Genomic DNA, 21,148 nt, shown 5'->3' on the forward strand with positions numbered 1-21,148 from the left:
TATCACTCCGTAGCGCTACGATCACCGAACATCGACAATACCGCCTGAAAGCAGGCGTCGACCAGCGGCGAGGCGGTATGACGGCTGCGCATCAGCGCGATGGTGCGCACCACTGATGGCTGTTCCAGCGGAACAACCGCTAACGACTCGTCGTGCAGGTGCGTGGTATAAATCCAGGGCAGAATGGCGATGGCGAGCCCGGAACGTACCAGCCCGTATAGCGTTTCCAGATACGAAACTTCATAACGCAAATGAAACTTGTAGCGGCCGCTTTCCGCCATCGCGACCACCAGACGGCGCACATTTCCCCTGGCGAAGACGACAATATCCCGCGAATCCAGCTGCTGCCAATCCAGCTCGGAGGGCGTGACAAGCGCATCGTCGGCAGGCATCACCGCAACCAACGGATCCTCCAGCAAGGGGTGGATCTCCAGTATCGATGGCACTGAGTTATCCAGCGCGCCGATGGCAAAATCAATGCGCCCTTTTTCCAATAACGACACCAACGAGTCATTGGCATGATCGTGAAATTCCACCCGCACCCGGGGGAAACGCTCGGCCAGCAAGCGCGGGACATCCGGAAACATCAGCGAACTGACTGAAGGCACCAGCCCGATACGCACTGAACCGTCGCCACCGTTATCCGCGATCCGCCGCATGTCCTCAAAGCCGCTCTGGGCAACATTCAATATCCGTTCGGCATGGGGCAGCACCGCCGTCCCCAATTCCGTCAGCGTGACCGCCGACGCTGTGCGGTTGAACAGCCGCCCGCCCAGCACGGCTTCAATATGCCGCAATGCGCTGCTCAGCGCAGGCTGGCTGATAGCTAGCCGATCGGCGGTATCAGTAAAGTGACGTAACCTGGCCAGCGTCACGAAATACTGCAACTGTTTTAGGGAAAGTGCCGGCAAGCGCTGCCAGGGGTCAGTCATCGTTATCCCTCACGCTAATTATTCAACGGATAATAAACCCTTCTTATCAGTCAATAAATTAAATCATCTGGGCAATCGTCTCGTCCATGAATAGAGTAACGGCGTTAAACATTTAAGGATAACGACATGGCCGCATTGACAGCCGAAAACCGTCGTAGAGCGGTGCAGGCCGCACGCGGCGATATTCCCTTTGATTTACTTCTCGCCAACACCAGGGTGATCGATATGGTCACCGGAGAGATTCGCGATGCCGATATCGGCATCGTCGGATCGCTCATCGCCAGCGTACATCCTTGCGGTACCTGGCAACAGGCTACTGAAATCCACAATCTTGCCGGTTTATTTATCAGCCCAGGGCTGATGGATACGCACGTTCATGTGGAAAGCTCCCACCTGCCGCCCGCGCGCTACGCGGAAATCGTCGTGGCCCAGGGCACTACCACCCTCTTCTGGGATCCCCATGAACTGGCGAACGTGCTGGGTGTCGAGGGCGTCCGCTACGCAGTACAAGCCAGCCGCAATCTACCGCTGCGCGTGATCTGCGCCGCACCATCGAGCGTCCCCTCAACCCCCGGGCTGGAGATGTCCGGCGCCGACTTTGCCGGCGATGAGATGACCACCATGTTGGGCTGGCCGGAAATCGCCGGCGTGGCGGAAGTGATGGATATGCACGGCGTCCTGAACGGCAGCGAGCGTATGCAGGCAATCCTCAACGCCGGGCTCGCCAGCGGAAAACTGATCGAGGGGCACGCCCGTGGGCTGAGTGGCGCTGCATTGCAAGCCTATCTTGCCGCCGGCGTCACCTCTGATCACGAGCTCACTTCCGCCGCCGACGCGCTGGAAAAACTGCGCGCCGGGCTGACGCTGGAAATTCGCGGTTCTCATCCCTACCTGCTGCCGGAGATTGTCGCCGCGCTCAAGACCTTGCCGCATCTGTCTTCGCAGATTACGGTCTGTACCGACGACGTGCCTCCCGATATGTTGCTGGAAAACGGCGGCATCATCGCCCTGCTCAATCGGCTGATCGAACACGGGTTGCCCGCAACGGATGTGTTGCGGTTTGCTACGCTGAACGCCGCCATCCGCTTGCAGCGCAACGACCTGGGGCTCATCGCCGCCGGTCGTCAGGCCGATCTGGTGGTGTTCGACTCACTGGAACGGTTGCACGCCCGCCGGGTATACGTCGCCGGTCGATTGACGGCCCAGGACGGCCGCCTGCTCACGCCGATCGCAGCCCCAGCCGATGTAACACCACCACGGGACACCCTGCGCCTCACGCCGCGCGACGCGGGTGATTTCATCATGACCCTCCCCGGCGCCACGCAGGGCCGCGCCACGCTGCGACATATCCGCGGCGCCCGTTTCACCCAGTGGGGCGAAGTCGACGTCGAGGTACGCGACGGGCAGGTTATCCTGCCGCCGGGGTTCAGTCTGATTTGGGTTCAGCATCGCCACGGCCGCCATGAGGCGGTGCCCCGGCTGGCGCTGCTGGAAGGTTGGGGTGAATTGCGCGGCGCCATCGCCACCAGCTATTCCCACGATGCCCACAATCTGGTGGTGTTGGGGCGCGACCCCCTCGATATGCAACTGGCCGCCAATACCGTTATCGCCAGCGGCGGCGGCATGGCACTGGCGCAGGATGGGCAGGTGTTGTCCCACGTCGCCATGCCGATCGCCGGCATGTTGTCCGACCTGCCACCCGTCGAGCTGGCTGCGGCGTTCCGCACGTTGCGTGAACGCAGCGGCGAGATTGTCGACTGGCAGCCGCCGTATCTGGTGTTCAAAGCGATTGAAGGCACATGCCTGGCCTGCAACGCCGGGCCGCATCTGACTGATCTCGGGCTGACCGACGGTTCGACGCGCCAGATTGTCGACCCTATTATTGAGTATCGCGACACCTCAACTATCAACATCACTTCATAATCAACGCAAAACTGGTCAAGGGAGAAGAAATCAATGGCTGAAAATTCCGTAGACGCGCCCGCAGCAGGAAGCTGGGTGGAACGCCGTTTCGGGTTATCGACACGCCGCAGCAGTGTCAAAGTAGAATGCCTCGCCGGTATTACCGGCTTCCTCGCCGCCGCTTATCTGCTGATCGTCATTCCCGGCCTGCTGGCTGCCGGCGGGATGGACAAGGGGGCGGCCACCACCGGCACCATTCTGGTGTTTGTGGTCAGTACCCTGCTGATGGCGTTTTACGGCAATCTGCCGTTTATCGTCGGGCCGGGCATCGGCGGCTCGGTGCTGGTCGGCGTGACGCTTGCCGGCAGCGCCGGTATCGGCTGGCAGGCCGGGTTGGGCATCGCCAGTTGGTCGGGCATTCTGTTTTTCGTGCTGACGTTGCTGGGGCTGCGGGAAGTGGTGACACGCTCAGTGCCGCAATCCATCAAGCTCGGCCTGACCGCCTCTATCGGCCTGTTCGTCGCCGTACTGGGTTTTCGCAACGCCGGGCTGGTACTGGCCAACGCCAAAACCAGCTCGCTGATGTTGGGGAACTTTCTGGCGCCCGGCGCGCTGGTAGCGTTGTGCGGGCTGCTGATCGCCATCGCATTGCAAGCGCGTCGCATACCGGGTGCCATTTTATGGGCTATTTTGTCGGCGACGCTGCTGGGCATCCCGTTCGGCGTGACGCGCGTACCGGAAAGCCTGATGTCGCTGCCGCACTCGCTAAGCCCGGTGCTGGGACAGGTGGACATGCTCGGTGCGCTGAATATCGCTTATCTGCCTTTCCTGTTTGTGTTCTTCGCCTCGGAGTTTTTCTCCACCATGGGTACGACGCTGGCAGTCGGCGGCGAAGCCGGCCTGCTGGACGAACATGGCAATATGGCTCACATCAACCGCCCGTTTGTGGTGGACTCCATTGCCGCCGCGCTGGGCCCGTGGGTCGGCATTCCGGCAGCCACGGCGCTGATTGAATCGTCTGCGGCGGCCGAAGCGGGCGGCAAAACCGGCCTGACGGCGCTGGCGGCGGCGGTGATGTTCCTGCTGATGCTGTTTTTCATCCCCGTTGCGCTGATGATCCCGAAAGAAGCCACTGCGCCGGCACTGATCCTGATCGGCCTGAACATGTTCGGCGGCCTGCGTAAAGTCGATCTGGCGAACCTGACCGATGGTTTGCCGGTACTGATGATGGTGATGGTGACACTGATTTCCAACAGCTTCGGAACCGGCATCGCAGGCGGTTTGCTGTTCTTCATCGCGATCAAGGCCGTCGCCGGTAAATGGCGCGAAATTCCCATTGGCCTGTGGGTTCTTGCGATCCCGCTGGTGTATTACTTCGCCACGCTGGTCAAACACTAAAGTCACCGGCGACGATCCCTCTCGTCGCCGAACTCCATCCTGCATGTCATCGCTGATAAAGCCATTATCGTCAACGCCACGCACGACCGGCGCGTGAGTTCAGACCTGACATTCACCAAAACATACCTTGTTCCACCCGGCATACCATGAAAACCTCAGAGATTTCTCCGCACCGTCGATAACCTTAAATAACACGCCAACTTCACCGTGAGTGACGTATAAAAGATTCGTTGTTGAGAAAACTGTTCTATGGTTTCAATAATCACTCTGTGCACATGTACCTCAACCATACTCTGTTCGATGGAGAGATATCTTGATAGCAAGGCGAACGATGCAACCCCCAGAATGGCGTTCGGATAGCCTGTTTCAGGCAATCCTTGACCGCTGTCCCGTCGGCATTGCCGTTATTGACTACAGTGGTCACTACCTGACGGTCAACCCGGCCTATTGCAATATTTATGGTTATACGCAACAGGAGATGCTCCATCACAGCTTCACGATGGTATTTCCCCCAGATGCACAGAGTTCAGTGTTGGAACGCCATCAGCGTTTTTTGGACGAAGGCGGCAAACTGGGCGGTGAATGGACAGTGACACGCCGGGACGGCACATTGCTGACCGTCTGGTCTGAATCGGTGCCTTTCGCACAGACCGGGCACAAAGCCGACAGGCTGGTGTACGTGCTCGACATCAGCGAGCGCAAAAAAACACAGGAACAACAACAGATTGCCGCCGCCGTCTACGACGTCAGCCATGAAGCCATTTTCGTCACTGATGCCGATAACAGTATCATCTCCGTCAATCCGGCCTTCTCCCGTCTGACCGGCTATCACTTTGGCGACGTGAAGGGCAAAAACCCGCGGATTTTCAAATCCAGCCGCCATCCGCCGTCTTTCTACGCCGATATGTGGCACGCGCTGCATGAGAAAGGGTTGTGGATCGGCGAGGTCTGGGATCGGCATAAAAACGGTCACGATTACCTCAAAGAGTTGACCATCACGGTCATCCGGGATGCCGCCGGTCATATCATTAACCATGTCGGCATGTTTTCCGATATCACCCTGCGCAAGAAACAGGAAGAACTGATCTGGCGACAGGCCAACTACGACGCCATCACCGACCTGCCGAATCGGCATCTGTTTCAAAGCAAACTGGAACAGGCGGCGCAACACGCCCGACGCACCGGCAATCTCATGGCTCTGATGTTGATTGACCTCGACCACTTCAAAGCCGTCAACGACAGCATGGGGCATCGGGCGGGCGATATGCTGTTGACCCGTGTATCGCAACGACTCATCGACAGCGCGCAGCATGCCGATACCATCATCGCCCGGCTCGGCGGCGACGAATTTGCCGTCATCATTTCCGATCTGTTCCAACCCCATGATTGCGACGCGCTCGCCAAAGCGCTGCTGGAGAATCTCTCCCACCCCTTCAATATCGACGGTGAGAATATGTTCGTATCGGCAAGCATCGGCGTTGCCTGCTTCCCGATCGATAGCGACAATCTCGAAGCGCTGTTCAAAAATGCCGATCAGGCAATGTACGCCGCCAAGAACGCCGGTCGCAACGGCTTCAGTTACTACAGCTCCGCGCTAAATGACGCGGCGCGCACCCGGCTACGCATGACCAATGATCTGCGTAAAGCGATCCGGGAAGAGCAGTTCGAGGTCTATTATCAGCCGATTGTTGCGCTGGACACCGGCCATATCCTCAAGGCGGAGGCGCTGGTGCGTTGGCATCATCCCACGCACGGGCTGGTCAGCCCGGCGGAATTCATCCCGCTGGCGGAAGAAACCGGGCTCATTATTCCTTTAGGCAATTGGGTGGCCCGGCAAGCTATCGCCCAGTTGGCGCGCTGGCGTCAGTTCTGCGATCCCAGGTTCCAGATGACCATCAACCTGTCGCCGATCCAGCTGCGCAGCCAGGACTTCGCCGACATGGACTGGTTGCGCGAGCTGGATCGTCATGGGCTGAGCGGCGATGCGATCACTATCGAAATCACGGAAGGATTGCTGCTGAATGCTGAATCCCGGGTCAATCGCAACCTGCGCATGTTCCGCGACGCCGGCATCCAGATCGCCATTGATGATTTCGGCACCGGCTATTCGTCGCTGGCCTACCTGAGGAGATTCAATATCGATTATCTAAAAATCGACCGTTCCTTCATTGAGGATATGGACGGCGTCGGCCATGAGCTGTGCGTCGCCATTGTCGCCATGGCGCACAGCCTGGGGTTACAGGTGGTGGCAGAAGGGGTGGAAACCCTCCAGCAGAGCGCCATGCTCAAGCGCATCGGCTGCGATTATGCCCAAGGTTTTCTGTTTTCCCGCCCGCAGTCTGCGGCGGATATCACCCAATTGCTGCCGACAGCGCGCAGCCTGCCCTAATCGGCATGACTGGCGTCAATCAATCGTCAGGAGCGTACAGGGATGTACGGCATGAAAGGATGCCCATCATCGTCCTGGCATCCTCAAACCAGAATCAGCCGGCACTCAGTAAATACGGCCCGTCGGTGTATAACCGCCGTTCAGATAATCGCCGAGGGAATTCTTCGGATGGTAATCGCTTTGCTGGCGCAGCATCTCTTGCACACTCGCGTTAATGGCTTCCTCACCGTACTCCGTATAACCGATTTTCCGGTAATACGGCGCTTTCAGTTTGCTATAGGCGCCGTCAAGAAACGCTTTGTAGGAATCCACCGGCCGGCTAAAGTGCTGCGGCAACGACGGCAATAACGACATATCTAACACCAGCCCGCATGCACTGGCTTTGCTCGCCATCCACAGCAACGTGATGTCAGACAGGTTGTTGTCCGCATAACCACCGCCGATATTGGCATGCGCCCCAGGAAACCACACCTGCTCAACCGTCTGATTCGGTTTTTGTTTGGGATCCCACAGGGTGCAATCATAATTTTCCCGATGCTCGTCAATAGCAATGGCGTGATAGGCATGTCTGACAATACCGCTCAGCTCCGTATCATGAAAATGATAAAACTCCCGGTTAAACCAGCCAAACGACTCCAGCGGAATACCTAGTGCCCCGACGGTATCCCAAACGCCGAGGAAATGAATATCCACTTCCGTGGAATAAGTATTGCGAAACAGCTGAGCATATTCGGTATCCGCGCCTTTATCACGATTGCGATAAAGTTGATACGCTTCGTTAACTCGATTTTTATTTTCTTTTTTTAGCAACCCTGAATTACGAATCAACCCCACCAGACTGCGTGCGCTATAGGCGCCGCGGCTAAACCCCAGAATAAATAGCCGATCGCCGGATTCATAATTATCCATCAATGCGGTATATCCCTGAATAATATTTGCCGACAACCCAACACCGAATATACCGCCGCTAAAACGATCATACCATTGTGTGCCGACCCCCGTGTCATACCACTTCACCTGTGCGATGGTGGTAGCCGCTGCGGTTTCTATTGCCTGATGAAGTTTGAATACGTTGGTGCTGGTTGAATCTTCCATATTGGATTTGATATCCGGAATGTTCCAGGTACCGTCAAACGATATAATGATATTTTTCATTATTTATTTCTCCGCACATAATAAGTTGATAAATAATTCATGTATTGCATGGCGATAACCGCCGCTGGAATACATCACGTATGGAATGAAAAAATAATTACGCCGCAATACACCTGCCGTTTGAAGTAGGGTGGGTATATCATGACGGACATCAGAGAAAAACCGACTTACAGCACGTAACGCTTATTTATATTTTTTTCGTTCTGTACTTTTCCTTTGTCATACTGACAACATAATTCCGCTCTATACCCAAATTAACCCCCGTTGCAGTAAGGCAGCGTACCGATGCCGACCTGCAAAAAACGTTTTAAATGCAATACGTGATGTGCAATAAGGACAAGGCTCATGGATGAGTCGGGTATAACGTCGGCTCCCTGCCCCTCAGAAGGCAATGTCGATATAACGCGGTATTTTCCCCATTCACAGGTTGAAGTATGAGACACAATAACGCTTTTATTTATCTTGTCATTCTGCTGGTATTGCCGCTGCTTGCCGTTGCGCTCTACCTGTGGCGCGAGTATTCACCTCGCGGCAACGGCAATGCGCTGTGGACTTTCGTCAGCGAACAGTGCGTGCCCAACCAGCAGCAGCACGCCGCTCCCGCGCCCTGTCTGGACGTCGACCTGCCGCACCGCTACGCCCTGTTTAAAGACAGGCGCGGCCCGTACCACAATCTGTTGATCCCGACCGATCGCATCAGCGGTATCGAAAGCCCGGCGCTACTTGAAACCGGCACACCCGCCTATTTCGCCGCTGCCTGGAACTACCGTGACAGGCTCTCCCGTCAGATGGGCAAACCGATCAACGATGCCTATATCGGCCTGGCGATCAACTCACTGTTCGGCCGCACGCAGAATCAACTGCACATTCATATCTCCTGCCTGAAACCGGACGTATACCGCACCTTGCAGGATCACACGTCTGCCATCACCACCGACTGGCGGGCGCTGCCGCAGCCGCTGGAAGGCCACACCTATCTGGCAAAGAAACTGTCCGACAACGACCTCATCCGCCAGGATCCGTTCCGGCTGCTGGCGCAATATGCCCAATCGACCAACGACAACATGGAGAATTACGGATTGGCGCTGGCCGCCTTGCCGTCAGGCGAACGGGTGCTGCTGGCGGTACATCGCGGCTTTCTCGGGTTAATGAACCGGGGGTCGGCGGAGGAAATTCTGGACGTGGGTTGCGCGCTGGCGCAATAAACACACCTGACCGATATCTCCCGACATAAGGCAGGTCGGCGGCGCTACGGGTGCCGTTGCGGGATATACGCTGCGCGCCGTGCCTCACCGTGTAGCGATCGTCAATGGCCGTCGTGCATCATGGCGGAATACCGCCTGGGGTATAACTTATAAGTATTCGTTCATTGCATTCCTGCACCGGCTTCCCCTACACCTGTAGCACTGATTCTAGGGGGGGCTTATGCATTTAGATTTGAGGCAGTTGCGCAATTTTCTGGCATTGGTGGAACACCGCAGTTTTGTTCAGGCCGCGGACGCCGTCTGCCTGTCCCAATCGGCCTTCAGTCGCAGTATTCAGGCGTTGGAGCACACTATCGGCCATCCGCTGGTGGATCGGCAAAATAGACAGTTCACGCTAACCTGGCAGGGAAAAAAGCTGCTGCCTTTCGCCCAGCGTATGCAGGCGCTTTCCTGGGAATTGATCAACGATATGCACCAGTTGGGCGACGATGGCGCGGGTGAACTGGCGTTCGGCTGCGGCCCGGCGCCGTCGATGGCGCTAATCCCGCGCGCGGTGGCCGCATTCCATCTGCTACGTCCGCAGGTACGAGTCACCTACTGCGTCGATAACTGGCATTCGCTGCACCAGCGGCTGCTGGCGGACGAATGGCCGTTTTTCATCGCCGATACCTGGCAGGCGGAGCTGGAGCCGCAGTTGCGGGTGCAGCCACTCGGCCCGCGTCGCTGCTTTTTCATCTGTCACCAAGACCATCCGCTGACCCGGCAGCAACATATCGCGCCGCAGGATCTGTGCCGCTACCCGCTGGCATCCCCGTATCTGCCGGTGGGCATGCGCCGGGTGCTGGCCGCACTCACCAATCAGCCGGACTACCGGCCGCACATCCAGTGTGACCACATTTATTCGGTGTTCAGCATCCTACGCCACACCCAGGCCATCAGCTTCTGTAGCGAGGAAGGCTTCTTGCTGGGGCGGCATAGCCATCAACTGGTGGAGATCCCTCTTGCGGAACAGCCGCCGGAGTGGGAACAGATGCAGACTCGTTTCGGCATCATCTCCAACCGTCAGAAACCGATGCCGCCGTTGGCTCAACTGATGGCAGAAACCATTCTGGAACAGGACCGGCTACGAACCCGTCCCGTATAGCCGCGGGACGGGAGTCAGGTCAGGGTTTAGCATTGCCGTCGACGTCATATGTCGGCCAGGCTGAGGCCAACGCCAAAGTTTTCAGCGCATTATCCACAAAACGCGGCTCAATCCATTCATCCACGGAGAAATCGCTGCGGATAAGACCGGCGTCTTTGGCGCGTTGAACACTGTCACGCAAGTTGTCACGCAGAAAAGGATCAATGCGCGGCGAGGTTTTCAGGCTCAGGGTTTGCGGCGTAAATTGCTCTTCAAACAGCGCCGCCGGGATCTGGCTCTGCTCGGTCATCAATGCAATATATTCGCCGAGGTGCGCCGGGTCGCCGCTCCACTGCGCCTCGCGCACCAGCACATCCACCAGTTGCTGCGTTGTCTGCGGATAACGCTGAATAAACTCCTGCGACGCCAGTACCGCCGCCTGCGTGGTATTGGCCCACCCCAGCGCCTGGCTGGAGGTCACTATGCGAATCCCCTGCGTACGCAACGTCAGCAGCGAAACCCCTCCCCACACCGCATCCACTTTACGAGCTGACAGCGCCGCCCGGCCCGCGCTCCAGTCCAAATTGATCACCTTGATGTCGCGTTCGTTCAACCCGGTGCTCTTCAGCGCGCGCTCGAACGACAATTGGTCTGCGGTGCCTTTGTATACCGCCACACGTTTGCCGCGCAGGTCGTCGAGGCGCTGAATGCCGGATTCCGGCGTCGCCGCCAGGTAGGCGCTGGAACCACGCGAGCCCAGTAGCAACCGGGTCGGCAACCCGCCGGAGCGGCCGATGATCGCCGCCAAGTCTCCCAGATACACCACATCCAACTGGCGATTGGCCAACGCTTCGTTCACCGCCGGCCCCGCGCCTTTGAAAAATGACCACTTAACCTTGATGCCCTGCGGTTCAAACGTCTGTTCCAGGCTGTGTCGGATATACGCCAGCCCCAGCGGCCCGCCAATGAAGGGTTTGCTGCCGGCGCTCTGATCCGGCAGACCGATACGAATCTCCGTCGGCTTCGCCTCCTCCGCCTGCGCCGGAGCGCCCCAAACGGCGAGCGCCCATGTCATTGCCGCCAGCACGCCGCGCCATCCCCGACCATATCCTATCCGCTGCATAAATTTCTCCGCGTTTTATCATGTTGTTTATGGGCAGAAACTAGCGAAGGTTGCTGGCGGGAGATAAATAACAATTATCTGTTTATTAAGCAAAAAAAAACATAAACCAGACCCAGGGCGGCATTGCAGACCATATGCATTTGCTGCACGCGACCTATCGGTTTATTGCATTGGCGTATCACGCCAAAATCCGCTTTCTTATGCCTTATTCATGCTCTCAATTTCGTTTTGCGAATAAAAATGAATAAAGCCATTCCCCTGAAAATGCCTCCGCCGATCGGGTTTCATCTTCCGGCGCGATCGCTGATGCCGCTGGTACTGCCGCTGATCCTGTTGCTGTTATGGAGCCTCGCCAGCCTGCGCGGCTGGATGCCGCCGCAGATCCTGCCTGCGCCACAGCAGGTGATCGCTACCGCCGTTTCCCTGCTGCAGGGCGACCTGCCGTCACATCTGCTGATCAGCCTGCAACGGCTTGGCGGCGGCCTGCTGGCGGGCGTACTGGCCGGTACGCTACTCGGTGCACTGATGGGCGCATCGCGGTGCGCCGAACAGCTTCTTTACCCGACGGTGTATACGCTGGCGCAAATCCCGACGCTGGGTTGGATCCCTTTTTTCATGGTGTTGTTCGGTATTGATGACGGGCTGAAACTGGCGGTACTGATCAAAGCGGTGATCGTACCGGTGACGCTACACAGCCAGCGCGGCGTGCGCGACGTCCCGACGACGCTGCGCGAAGCGGCGGCGGTGCTGCGCCTGCCGCCGCCGATTCGGTTATTACGGTTGACGCTGCCCGCGGCGCTGCCGGTTTGGTTCACCGGCTTACGGCTGGCGCTGTCGCAAGCCTGGGTTTCGCTGATTGTGGTGGAGTTGCTGGCATCGTCGCAAGGCATCGGCTATCTGATGGTGTGGGGACGACAGCTGTTCCAACTGGATATCGTGTTCGTCTGCATCGCGGCGATCGGCACCGCCGGGTTGCTGATGGAATGGGGAATCAACCGGCTCGATCACCGTCTGATCCGCTGGCCGCATGCGCCGGTCGGCCGACTGCCTTACACGCCAGGCCGTCCGGCCGCCGGGATGATACTGCCCTTGCTGCTGCTGGCGCTGTGGCACTTGTCCGGCACTCGCAATTGGGTTGACGCCACGCTATTGCCCGCGCCCGCTCTGGTGGCCCAAGCGCTGTGGCGCGGTGCGCTGGACGGCGCGCTGCCGGACGCCATGCTGCACAGCCTGTTCCGGGCGCTGACCGGTGGTGTCATCGGCGTGTCAATGGGATGGCTAGCGGGTATCGCGCTGGGTCTGAGCACACGGGCGGAAGCCCTGTTCGCGCCCAGCCTGTCGTTGTTGCGCCAGGTAGCGCTGTTTGCCTGGTTGCCGCTCATCACCGCCTGGGCCGGTAACGATGAAGGCGGCAAGGTCACGTTCGTCGCCCTCGCCGCTTTTTTCCCAATGCTGGTCGCCAGCCACCGCGGCGTACGTCAGCGTTCGTCGGCATTGCAGGAGGTGGCGCAGGTGCTGCGTCTGCCGCTGTCGACTCGGCTGCGCGTCTTGATTCTGCCCGGTGCGGCGCCCTCCATGTTCACGGGTCTGCGTCTGTCGATGATTCACGCCTGGCTCGGCACCGTCGGCGCCGAATACTTCATGTCGTCCGGCGCCGGTATCGGCAGCCTGATGATCAATGCTCAACAACTGATGGATATGCCCATCATTCTCAGCGGCATGCTATTGATCGGCCTAATCGGCGTGCTTATCGACCATGCCGGGCAACGGCTGGAAACGCACATGACTCGCTGGCGTCACACAGGAGGCTCACAATGACGGCGATCTCATCCTGCCCGGTGGTGGAATTCAACCACCTAAAAAAACAGTTCAGCGTCGGCGGCGAGCCGCTGACCGTGATCGACGATCTGTCGCTCAGCATCTACGGCGGCGAGTTGGTGGCGATTGTCGGTAGCAGCGGCTGCGGCAAATCCACCCTGCTGCGCCTGCTGGCGGGGCTCGACAACCAGTTTCAAGGCCGCATTCTGGTGGACGGCATGCCGGTACGCGGCATCGGCGGCGATCGGGGCATGGTCTTTCAGGAACCACGGCTGTTTCCCTGGCTAACGGTACGACACAACATCGCCCTGGGATTAGCCAGCGAAAGACTACGCCGCAGCGAACTTGACGCCCGGGTGGAGCGTTTTCTGAAACTGGTTGGACTGGAAGCCTTCGCCGACGCCCTGCCCGCCCAACTCTCCGGCGGTATGGCCCAACGGGTGGCGATCGCCCGCGGGCTGGTGGCCAACCCGCGCATCCTGATGCTGGACGAACCATTCGGCGCCCTCGACGCGCTGACCCGACAGCAAATGCAACAGGAACTGCGGCGCATCCACCAGCAGGAAGGCACCACCACCTTGTTGGTGACTCATGACGTGGAAGAAGCCGTCTATCTGGCCGACCGCATTCTGGTGCTGGCGCCGCGACCTGGACGGCTGCGTCATATCGCCGCCGTCGATCTACCGCACCCGCGCCGGCGCGACAGCCAGGTTTTTCATCAACAGTGCAGCGAACTGCTGGCGCTGCTGACACAGCAGGAAACGCAATCCGCGTCCGCTATCTGATGCCGCCGGCGCGGCCGAAACCACCGCGTTCGCGCCGCACGGCATTGCATCGACAATACTTTCTGAATGGAGCGACACATGGGACATCCTTCCGTTTATCCCACCGGAACCACTCTCTATAACCCAGACAAAGCCTGGGGCGGCTATACGGTTTTTCAGGCGCTGGAAACCGGCGCGGCGCTGATCGATATGAACGGCAACGAACTGCGCCTGTGGGAGGGGCTGCACGGTTTTCCCAATAAAATTCTGCCGGGCGGTTATATCCTCGGCCATAGCGGCCAGCGCGATTCCCGTTACGGCATGCAGGATATGGTGGACCTGATCCAGTTGGACTGGGATGGCAACAAAGTTTGGCAATTCAACCGCTATGAATACATCAGCGACCCGGAACTGCCGCCGGAATGGATGGCCCGCGCCCATCACGACTACCAACGCAGCGGCAACCCGGTCGGTTACTATGCGCCTGGCCTGGAACCACAGGCGCTCGGCGGCAACACCTTGATCCTGGCGCACAAGAATCTTCACAATCCGAAAATCAGCGACAAACTGCTGCTGGACGACACCATCATCGAGGTGGACTGGCAGGGCAACCTGCTCTGGGAGTGGCGCTGCAGCGACCATTTCGACGAGCTGGGCTTTGACGACGACGCCAAAACCGCGTTGTATCACAACCCGAATATGCGCAACAGCGGCGGCGGTATGGGCGACTGGATGCATATCAATTCCATGTCTGCGCTCGGCCCGAACCCCTGGTTCGATCAAGGGGATACCCGCTTCCATCCGGACAACATCATCTGGGACGCCCGCGAATCCAACATCATCGCCATCATCGATAAGCAGACCGGCAATATCGTCTGGAAGATCGGCCCGGACTACCGGACACCGGAACTGAAGCATCTGGGCTGGATCATCGGCCAGCATCATGCCCATATGATCCCGGCCGGCCTGCCGGGCGCCGGCAATATTCTGGTGTTCGACAACGGTGGCTGGGCGGGCTACGGCGCGCCCAATCCCGCCTCGGCGGACGGCGTCAAGAACGCCTGGCGCGACTACTCCCGCATACTGGAAATCAACCCGGTCACACTGGATGTGGTCTGGCGCTACTCGCCCTACGAAGCCGGTATTCCGCATCCCACCGATGCATTCCGTTTCTACAGCCCCTATATCAGTAATATCCAGCGCCTGCCGAACGGCAATACGTTAATCAATGAAGGCGCCAACGGGCGGATTTTTGAAGTGACGCCGGACCATGAAATCGTGTGGGAATTTATCTCGCCGTACTGGGGAAAAACCGTCAACACCAATATGCTCTACCGCGCCTACCGGGTTCCCTACGACTGGGTGCCGCAATTGCCGCGCCCGCAGGAAACCGCCATTCAGGCACCGGACAATACGCGCTTTCGCCAGCCTGGCGCGGGCCAGCCCGGTTTTGCCAGCGTAGTGAAGGTCGACGGCGTCCGGCCGTTCAAACGCGGCGGCGATGCGCTGTGCGTCGCCACCGACAACGAGTCGCTCAAACGCAACCCGAAACTGTTCGCCGTCGACCGGGAACGTTTCGCTCCGCTGGCGGTCTCGGCTGACAACGGTTTACCCGCGCTGCCGGGCAGCCGGTTGCTGCTAGTGGGCGCTGAACGTTGCGTGCACTGCAAAGGGCTGTACCGCCAGTTGGAACAGGTGATCGACGATCCGGCATTCAGCACCTTGAGCGGGCATTATCTGGATGCCGACAGTCATGTCGCGCTGACGGCGCTGTTGGGCGTCAAGTCGCTGCCGACGCTGTTGTGGCTCAACAACGGGCAGGAACAGGCACGGCTGACCGGCGCGCAGTCCGCCGCGCAACTGCGGCGCTGGCTGGCGACGCAGGCCGAAAGATAAAGCGGAGAAAAGAGGTCGGGCAAAGTCGCTGAACGCGGGGAAGGATCCCCGGCCGGTCATCGCTGCCGTTCTCTGTCCACTACCGCCTACGTCAATTCTACCCACAGAGGATGGTGATCGGAGCCCTGATTATCGGTATCCACCCAACAGCGGCGCACCTCAGCGCTCAGTTGTCGGTGTACTGCGGCATGTCCTGCTGGGCATGGCTGATGGCGGTGTGATAGGAGGTGATGTCATGACGGTTGTTGTAATACGGCAGGGTCGCCATCGACACCGTCAGCATGATGACGCGGGATATGCTGAACCGTGGATTGTTGGAAGAGAGTGACCGAGCACAAGGGAGACGTGGCCCGCCGCAAATCAATCTGCAACCGATGGCGCAGGCCATCGTCGCTACCCTGACGCCGCCGCCGGATGACGATGCCCCGCTGACGCTACCGCCGATCCATATCTCGGTGTTGCCGACGCAACACAGCGCCGCCTTCGGCGCCGCCGTATTGGCGCTCAGCCAGTATTAACCATGAACCACATTGCCGCCGGGCAGAGCGACGCGCCCGACCACACGTTTAAGCGGGTGGAACGCTCGCCGGGAAACCTCAGTACCCTACTTTCCCTGTGTTGCCCGATCGGCTTCAGCGCCGGTAGGCCAGCGAGCGCACCCCCCATTCCCCCAGCGATTGCACCAATTGCACCAGTAATACCAGTACGATCACCGTGCCGGCCATGATCTGGTGATTAAAACGCTGATATCCATAACGGATAGCCAGATCACCCAGCCCACCACCGCCGATGACCCCCGCCATCGACGAAAAGCCGATCAGCATGACTATCGTCAAAGTGATACCTGCCACAATGGCCGGCAAGGCTTCCGGCAGCAGCGCTTTGCCGATGATGTGCCAGACAGTGCCGCCCATCGACAACACCGCCTCAATCCGACCGCGATCCACATCGTCCAGCGCGTTTTCCACGATACGGGCGAAAAACGGGAACGCGCCGATGGTGATCGGCACCACCGCCGCCGTACTGCCGAGCGTGGTTCCCACCACCCAGCGGGTAAAGGGGATCAGGGCTATCAGCAGCACCACGAACGGCAACGAACGCCCCACATTGATGATGCCGCCCAACACCGCATTCACCGCCGGCATCGGCAGCACGCCGGCGCGACGGCTGATGAACAGCACCACGCCCGTCGGCAACCCCAACAATACGGTGAACAACGCCGCCAGCCCCACCATGTAGAGCGTCTCCAGCGTGGCATCCACGATGAGCGGAAAGGTGTCTTCCCCGCTTATGCGACCCGGCATAGCCCACCCCCTTCAACGCCATGACGCAGCAAAAAGGCGCGCTCCGCCGCATAGTCCGGCAACAGCGCCTGCCGCAGCCGCGATCCTTCATCCGCCAGTAGCGTGCGCAGCGCACCGCTTTCCACCACCTTTCCCTGCTCCAGCAGTGCGGCATGGTCACAAATGGCTTTCACCACCTCCAGTTCGTGGGTAATCAATACGATCGTCAGCCCCAATTGTCGGTTGATATCCGCCAGCAACGCCAGAACCGACGCTGTCGTTTCCGGATCCAGCGCGCTGGTGGCTTCATCGCACAACAGATATTGTGGCCCGGCGGCCAGCGCACGGGCGATCCCCACCCGTTGCTGTTGCCCGCCGGATAGCTGCGACGGGTAGGCGTGCGCCCGGTCGGTCAACCCGACCAGGGCCAGCAACTGCGCCACACGCTCGCGACGCGCCGTTCTGCCGACACCGGCTATCTCCAACGGCACAGCCACATTGTCCTGCACGTTGCGGGCATGCAGCAGGTTGAAATGTTGAAAGATCATACCGGTACGCTGTCGGTGCCGGCGCAGCGCCGGTGGCGACAGCGTGGTGATATCCACCCCGTCCATCAGAATGCGGCCCGATGAAGGCCGCTCCAGCAGGTTAAGACAACGAATCAGCGTGCTCTTGCCTGCGCCGCTGCGCCCAAGAATGCCGTAGACTGCGCCTTGGGGAATGGTTAGCGATACGTCTTCCAGCGCCGGAGCAACGCTGGAGTCGTACCGTTTACCCAACCGCTCGATGACGATCATTATTTCTGTCCTGCCACCGGGATCACCGATCCTTGGTACTTGTTACGGATGAAATCGGCCGTCGCCTTAGATTCCAAATCTTTGGCCAACTGCTTGATACGCGGATCGTTTTGCAATTCCGGCGTTGTCACCAGGATGTTGGCGTACGGATTATGGGTGGCGCTCTCCAACCCCAGCGCATCCTTCGATGGCACCAAACCGGCTTCCAGCGCGTAGTTACCGTTGATAATCGCTAGATCCACATCATCCAGCGAACGCGGCAGTTGCGGCGCCTCAATTTCCTTGATCTTCAGATGCCGCGGGTTTTCTGCAATATCCTTCGGCGTGGCCTGAGCTTTCGAGGGGTCGTTATAGCCGGCTTTTAGTGTGATCAATCCCTGTTCCTGCAACAGGTAAAGCGCTCGGCTCAGGTTGGTCACATTATTCGGCACCGCCACGGTGGCGTTGTCTTTTACATCCTTCAACGATTTAATCTTTCTTGAGTAAATACCCAGCGGTTCAATATGCACAGTGGCCGCTACCACGAACTTCCGGCCCAGCGCCTTTTCCTGATCGCGCAGATAAGGCACATGCTGGAAATAGTTGGCGTCGACATCGCCATGGGCCAGCAGTTCGTTGGCATTGACGTTACCGCTGAGCTCGACCACTTTCAGTTTCAGCGCCGGATCCTGCTTTTGCACCTGAGCCAGAATTTCCGCGTGCGGCACCGGGTCGGCGGCGACACGCAAGGTTTCCGCAGCCTGGGCGGAAAGGGCCAGCCCAGCGGACAACATCACAGCGGTCAACGAAAGAGTGAAACGGGTCTTCATGTTGTTATTCCTTATCGTGTGTGTACATGGTGGTTTTTATGACTGGGCATCAGGCTGCCTGCGACCGCTGCTGCGCCAGCACATCGCCGTAATAGCGACGGGCCACTTCGGGATGGGAACGTAACCGCCCTTTCAGGTAATTCCAGCCCACCTCCCGCAGCAGCGGATTGAGCGGATCGCTCGCCGGGCCGTGGGCCAACCTCGCCAATTCGGCGGGCAGCGGAAACACCGGGACTTCGGCATCCAGCCGGGCGCCGAGAAAAAACGCCACCGACAGGCGTTCATACCCGGCCGACGGCGAGACCACCCGATGCACCGTGGCGCGCAGATAACCGTTACTCGCCAGCTCCAGCAGTTCACCGATATTCACCACGAACGCCCCTGCCAGCGGAACGGCGTCCACCCAGCGTTCGGGCTCGACCTCCACCTGCAATCCACCTTGGCTATCCTGCAACAGCAAGGTCAGGAAACCGGAGTCCTTGTGCGCGCCGACGCCTTGATGGCTTTCCTGCGTCGGTCGCCCTGGGTAGCGGATAAGTTTGATGTGTTCATTCGGCTTATTACCGTACAAATCGTCGAATGCCGTGATCGGCAAACCGAGCAGTTCGGCGAATGCCCGCAGCAGGCGCAGCGACGTCCACGTCATGGTTTGTTGCCATTCCAGCAACGCCGGTTTCAACGCCGGTAACGTGGCAGGCCACTGGTTCGGGCCCTGCAGACGACGCCAGGCGGGATCGCCGGATAACAATCGCAGCGGCGGGCGCTCGGCGCCGATATCAAACTGTTCGCGCCAGTCCGGCTCGCCGCGCGTTAATTCGCTTCCCGAACGGGTATAGCCGCGAAAGTGCGGAGAATTAAGCATCGACACCCGCAGCTTGTCGGCCTCCGGCAGCGCGAAAAACGCCCTGGATATCTGCTGGACACGCTGTTGTAACGCAGGGTCGACACCGTGATTAATCAGGTAGAAAAAACCCACTTCGCGGGCGGCATAACTCAGGTCATGAAGAAAGGCGGCGCGCTGTTCCGCGCGACCATTAAGCAGAGAAAAATCGAGGATGGGCAGAGAAATAGCGTGACTCATGGCGGCTGGCTCCAGGTGCATTGTCGATAACAGAAGAAACGGTCAACATGGAGCGGCCACAACAACGAAAACGGGACATGGTGATTCCTTATCATCAACAGAATGGGAAAACGCTCAGGAAAAAACGTCGACATTCACCCTGCGCAACCGGCAAGCAGCGATCGTTCCGACGCCTCACCCTCTGATTGTATTAACCACCATTTTGTCAGGCAGGTGAAATATCAATACCGGTATAACTAAGATAAAAAGTTGCGCAGGTGTTGCCATAATGGGTAACAAATTTGCAGATAGGTTTACTTGACAGCTATTTATCGTGACATCAGAACCCAGTAGGATGGCGTCGAAGGGCGCACAACAGCCCCCTAAAATACCCAGAGCGGGTCGCGTGGTGGGCACCCCGCCCGACGCCCCCGCACGGTATGTTTATTCCAATCCTCTTGAGGTAATCCTATGCAATCTGAAGAACAACGCCTTATTGATGGTCTGTTTAGCCGCCTGAAAGACGCCGAGACCAAAACGGGGCCGCGGGATCTCAAGGCAGAACAGCAAATTAGCGACCACATCCGCCAACAGCCCGCCGCACCTTATTACATGGCGCAGGCGATGATTATTCAGGAAGCGGCACTGAAGCAGTTAGATCAGCGGGTCAGAGAGCTGGAAAACGAAGTCAATCGGCTAAGGCAGGAAGCCACCCGCCCGCAACAAAGCAGCGGCGGTTTTCTTGCCGGGCTGTTCGGCGGCGGTCGTACCGCCGCACCGGCCCCGCAGCAGTATCAGCAACCGGTCAACAACGGCTGGGGCAACCAACCCGTACCGGGATACGGCGCGCAGCCAGGATATGGCGCTCAACCGGGATACGCCCAACCGGCACCGAGCCGGGCCGGCGGTTTCCTGGGCGGCGCGTTGCAAACTGCGGCAGGCGTTGCCGGCGGCGTGGTACTGGCGGATATGCTGACCAGCATGTTCCACAGTTCCAAACCGCAGGAAATCGTCAACATTATTGAGGAAACACCGCAAAACCTCAGCGACGGTTTACAGAACACCGGCATGGAAAGGCTCGACGCCTTCGGTTCGGACAACGGCAGCGATTTTCTCAACGCCGGTTACGACTCGCAGGACAGCGGTTTTGATGCATTCGGCAGCGACAATGACGACGATTCCTACCTGTAATCCTCGTCGCGATATCCCTTAAATAATTCACGTTGCAGGAAGGCACCCGAATCACTGGCTCGGTCAGTGATTCGGGTGGGCGACGAATCCGCCGGAAGCCGACGTAAAAACAGCGGGCGACACACCCGAAGGGCCGAGGCCCAGCGAGGGGCAAGCCATAAAAACACGCCACCTGCAACGTGCAGTATGGCGAATATAAACTGCTCAATATCTCCGGTAGGCGAACCCAATTTATTTCCTCGCTATACAACAAATAAATGTTCTGCCCGGCCTGACTGTGTAATATTAGTGCTCATATTCAAC

The 21,148-nt window shown here is 58.7% G+C and carries 17 protein-coding genes; 10 read left to right on the forward strand and 7 right to left on the reverse strand.

Annotated features, from left to right (window positions below):
* Window positions 1–2: 2 nt before the first annotated feature.
* Complete coding sequence (locus HEP82_RS11565) at window positions 3–932, reverse strand: LysR family transcriptional regulator (RefSeq protein WP_192458220.1); 930 nt, start codon at window positions 930–932, stop codon at window positions 3–5.
* A gap of 126 nt (window positions 933–1,058) precedes the next feature.
* Between HEP82_RS11565 and HEP82_RS11570 the strand changes: the two genes are divergently transcribed.
* The 3 genes from HEP82_RS11570 to HEP82_RS11580 all read left to right on the forward strand — a co-directional run bounded on the left by HEP82_RS11570 (window position 1,059) and on the right by HEP82_RS11580 (window position 6,621).
* Entirely contained in the window at window positions 1,059–2,855 is a 1,797-nt protein-coding gene (locus HEP82_RS11570; RefSeq protein ID WP_192458221.1) for an adenine deaminase, read from the forward strand.
* A 33-nt stretch (window positions 2,856–2,888) separates the two neighbouring features.
* Window positions 2,889–4,232, forward strand: coding sequence for an NCS2 family permease (locus HEP82_RS11575; RefSeq protein WP_192458222.1), 1,344 nt, complete (start codon window positions 2,889–2,891; stop codon window positions 4,230–4,232).
* Between the two features lie 331 nt (window positions 4,233–4,563).
* Window positions 4,564–6,621 (forward strand): sensor domain-containing protein, encoded by a 2,058-nt coding sequence (locus HEP82_RS11580; protein ID WP_192458223.1) that lies wholly within the window; start codon window positions 4,564–4,566, stop codon window positions 6,619–6,621.
* A 105-nt stretch (window positions 6,622–6,726) separates the two neighbouring features.
* On the opposite strand, the gene HEP82_RS11585 is transcribed toward HEP82_RS11580, so the two are convergent.
* Window positions 6,727–7,776: a DUF2235 domain-containing protein gene (locus HEP82_RS11585; protein ID WP_192458224.1), complete on the reverse strand. Its 1,050-nt coding sequence runs from the start codon at window positions 7,774–7,776 to the stop codon at window positions 6,727–6,729.
* Between the two features lie 434 nt (window positions 7,777–8,210).
* Between HEP82_RS11585 and HEP82_RS11590 the strand changes: the two genes are divergently transcribed.
* Both HEP82_RS11590 and HEP82_RS11595 read left to right on the forward strand, forming a co-directional pair.
* Window positions 8,211–8,981: a CDP-diacylglycerol diphosphatase gene (locus HEP82_RS11590; protein ID WP_192458225.1), complete on the forward strand. Its 771-nt coding sequence runs from the start codon at window positions 8,211–8,213 to the stop codon at window positions 8,979–8,981.
* Window positions 8,982–9,201: 220 nt separating this feature from the next.
* Window positions 9,202–10,125 (forward strand): LysR family transcriptional regulator, encoded by a 924-nt coding sequence (locus HEP82_RS11595; RefSeq protein WP_192458226.1) that lies wholly within the window; start codon window positions 9,202–9,204, stop codon window positions 10,123–10,125.
* A 19-nt stretch (window positions 10,126–10,144) separates the two neighbouring features.
* Here the strand turns inward: HEP82_RS11595 and HEP82_RS11600 are convergent, their stop codons facing one another.
* Entirely contained in the window at window positions 10,145–11,179 is a 1,035-nt protein-coding gene (locus HEP82_RS11600) for an ABC transporter substrate-binding protein (protein ID WP_225622446.1), read from the reverse strand.
* 288 nt (window positions 11,180–11,467) lie between these two features.
* On the opposite strand from HEP82_RS11600, the gene HEP82_RS11605 reads away from it, so the two are divergent.
* The 4 genes from HEP82_RS11605 to HEP82_RS19985 all read left to right on the forward strand — a co-directional run bounded on the left by HEP82_RS11605 (window position 11,468) and on the right by HEP82_RS19985 (window position 16,223).
* Window positions 11,468–13,045 carry an ABC transporter permease gene (locus HEP82_RS11605; protein ID WP_192458228.1) on the forward strand — a complete coding sequence of 526 codons (1,578 nt, stop codon included), beginning with the start codon at window positions 11,468–11,470 and terminating at the stop codon, window positions 13,043–13,045.
* Complete coding sequence (locus HEP82_RS11610) at window positions 13,042–13,830, forward strand: ABC transporter ATP-binding protein (RefSeq protein ID WP_192458229.1); 789 nt, start codon at window positions 13,042–13,044, stop codon at window positions 13,828–13,830. The genes HEP82_RS11605 and HEP82_RS11610 overlap by 4 nt, the downstream gene beginning before the upstream one ends.
* A gap of 78 nt (window positions 13,831–13,908) precedes the next feature.
* A complete protein-coding gene (locus tag HEP82_RS11615; protein WP_192458230.1) occupies window positions 13,909–15,705 on the forward strand; it encodes an aryl-sulfate sulfotransferase in 1,797 nt (598 codons plus the stop codon).
* A gap of 296 nt (window positions 15,706–16,001) precedes the next feature.
* Complete coding sequence (locus tag HEP82_RS19985; RefSeq protein ID WP_225622439.1) at window positions 16,002–16,223, forward strand: hypothetical protein; 222 nt, start codon at window positions 16,002–16,004, stop codon at window positions 16,221–16,223.
* A gap of 114 nt (window positions 16,224–16,337) precedes the next feature.
* Here HEP82_RS19985 and HEP82_RS11625 read toward each other — a convergent pair whose 3' ends face one another.
* From HEP82_RS11625 to HEP82_RS11640, 4 genes are read right to left on the reverse strand one after another with little or no spacing between them, the layout of a single operon-like run.
* A complete protein-coding gene (locus HEP82_RS11625) occupies window positions 16,338–16,997 on the reverse strand; it encodes a methionine ABC transporter permease (protein WP_192458292.1) in 660 nt (219 codons plus the stop codon).
* Window positions 16,994–17,785 (reverse strand): methionine ABC transporter ATP-binding protein, encoded by a 792-nt coding sequence (locus HEP82_RS11630; RefSeq protein ID WP_192458231.1) that lies wholly within the window; start codon window positions 17,783–17,785, stop codon window positions 16,994–16,996. The genes HEP82_RS11625 and HEP82_RS11630 overlap by 4 nt, the downstream gene beginning before the upstream one ends.
* Window positions 17,785–18,594, reverse strand: coding sequence for a MetQ/NlpA family ABC transporter substrate-binding protein (locus HEP82_RS11635; protein ID WP_192458232.1), 810 nt, complete (start codon window positions 18,592–18,594; stop codon window positions 17,785–17,787). The genes HEP82_RS11630 and HEP82_RS11635 overlap by 1 nt, the downstream gene beginning before the upstream one ends.
* A gap of 49 nt (window positions 18,595–18,643) precedes the next feature.
* Window positions 18,644–19,675 (reverse strand): isopenicillin N synthase family dioxygenase, encoded by a 1,032-nt coding sequence (locus tag HEP82_RS11640; RefSeq protein ID WP_192458233.1) that lies wholly within the window; start codon window positions 19,673–19,675, stop codon window positions 18,644–18,646.
* Window positions 19,676–20,125: 450 nt separating this feature from the next.
* On the opposite strand from HEP82_RS11640, the gene HEP82_RS11645 reads away from it, so the two are divergent.
* Window positions 20,126–20,845: a DUF2076 domain-containing protein gene (locus HEP82_RS11645; RefSeq protein WP_192458234.1), complete on the forward strand. Its 720-nt coding sequence runs from the start codon at window positions 20,126–20,128 to the stop codon at window positions 20,843–20,845.
* The last annotated feature ends 303 nt before the right edge of the window (window positions 20,846–21,148 follow it).

The organism is Musicola keenii (assembly GCF_014855505.1).
In the GTDB taxonomy this organism is placed as follows: Bacteria; Pseudomonadota; Gammaproteobacteria; order Enterobacterales; family Enterobacteriaceae; genus Musicola; species Musicola paradisiaca.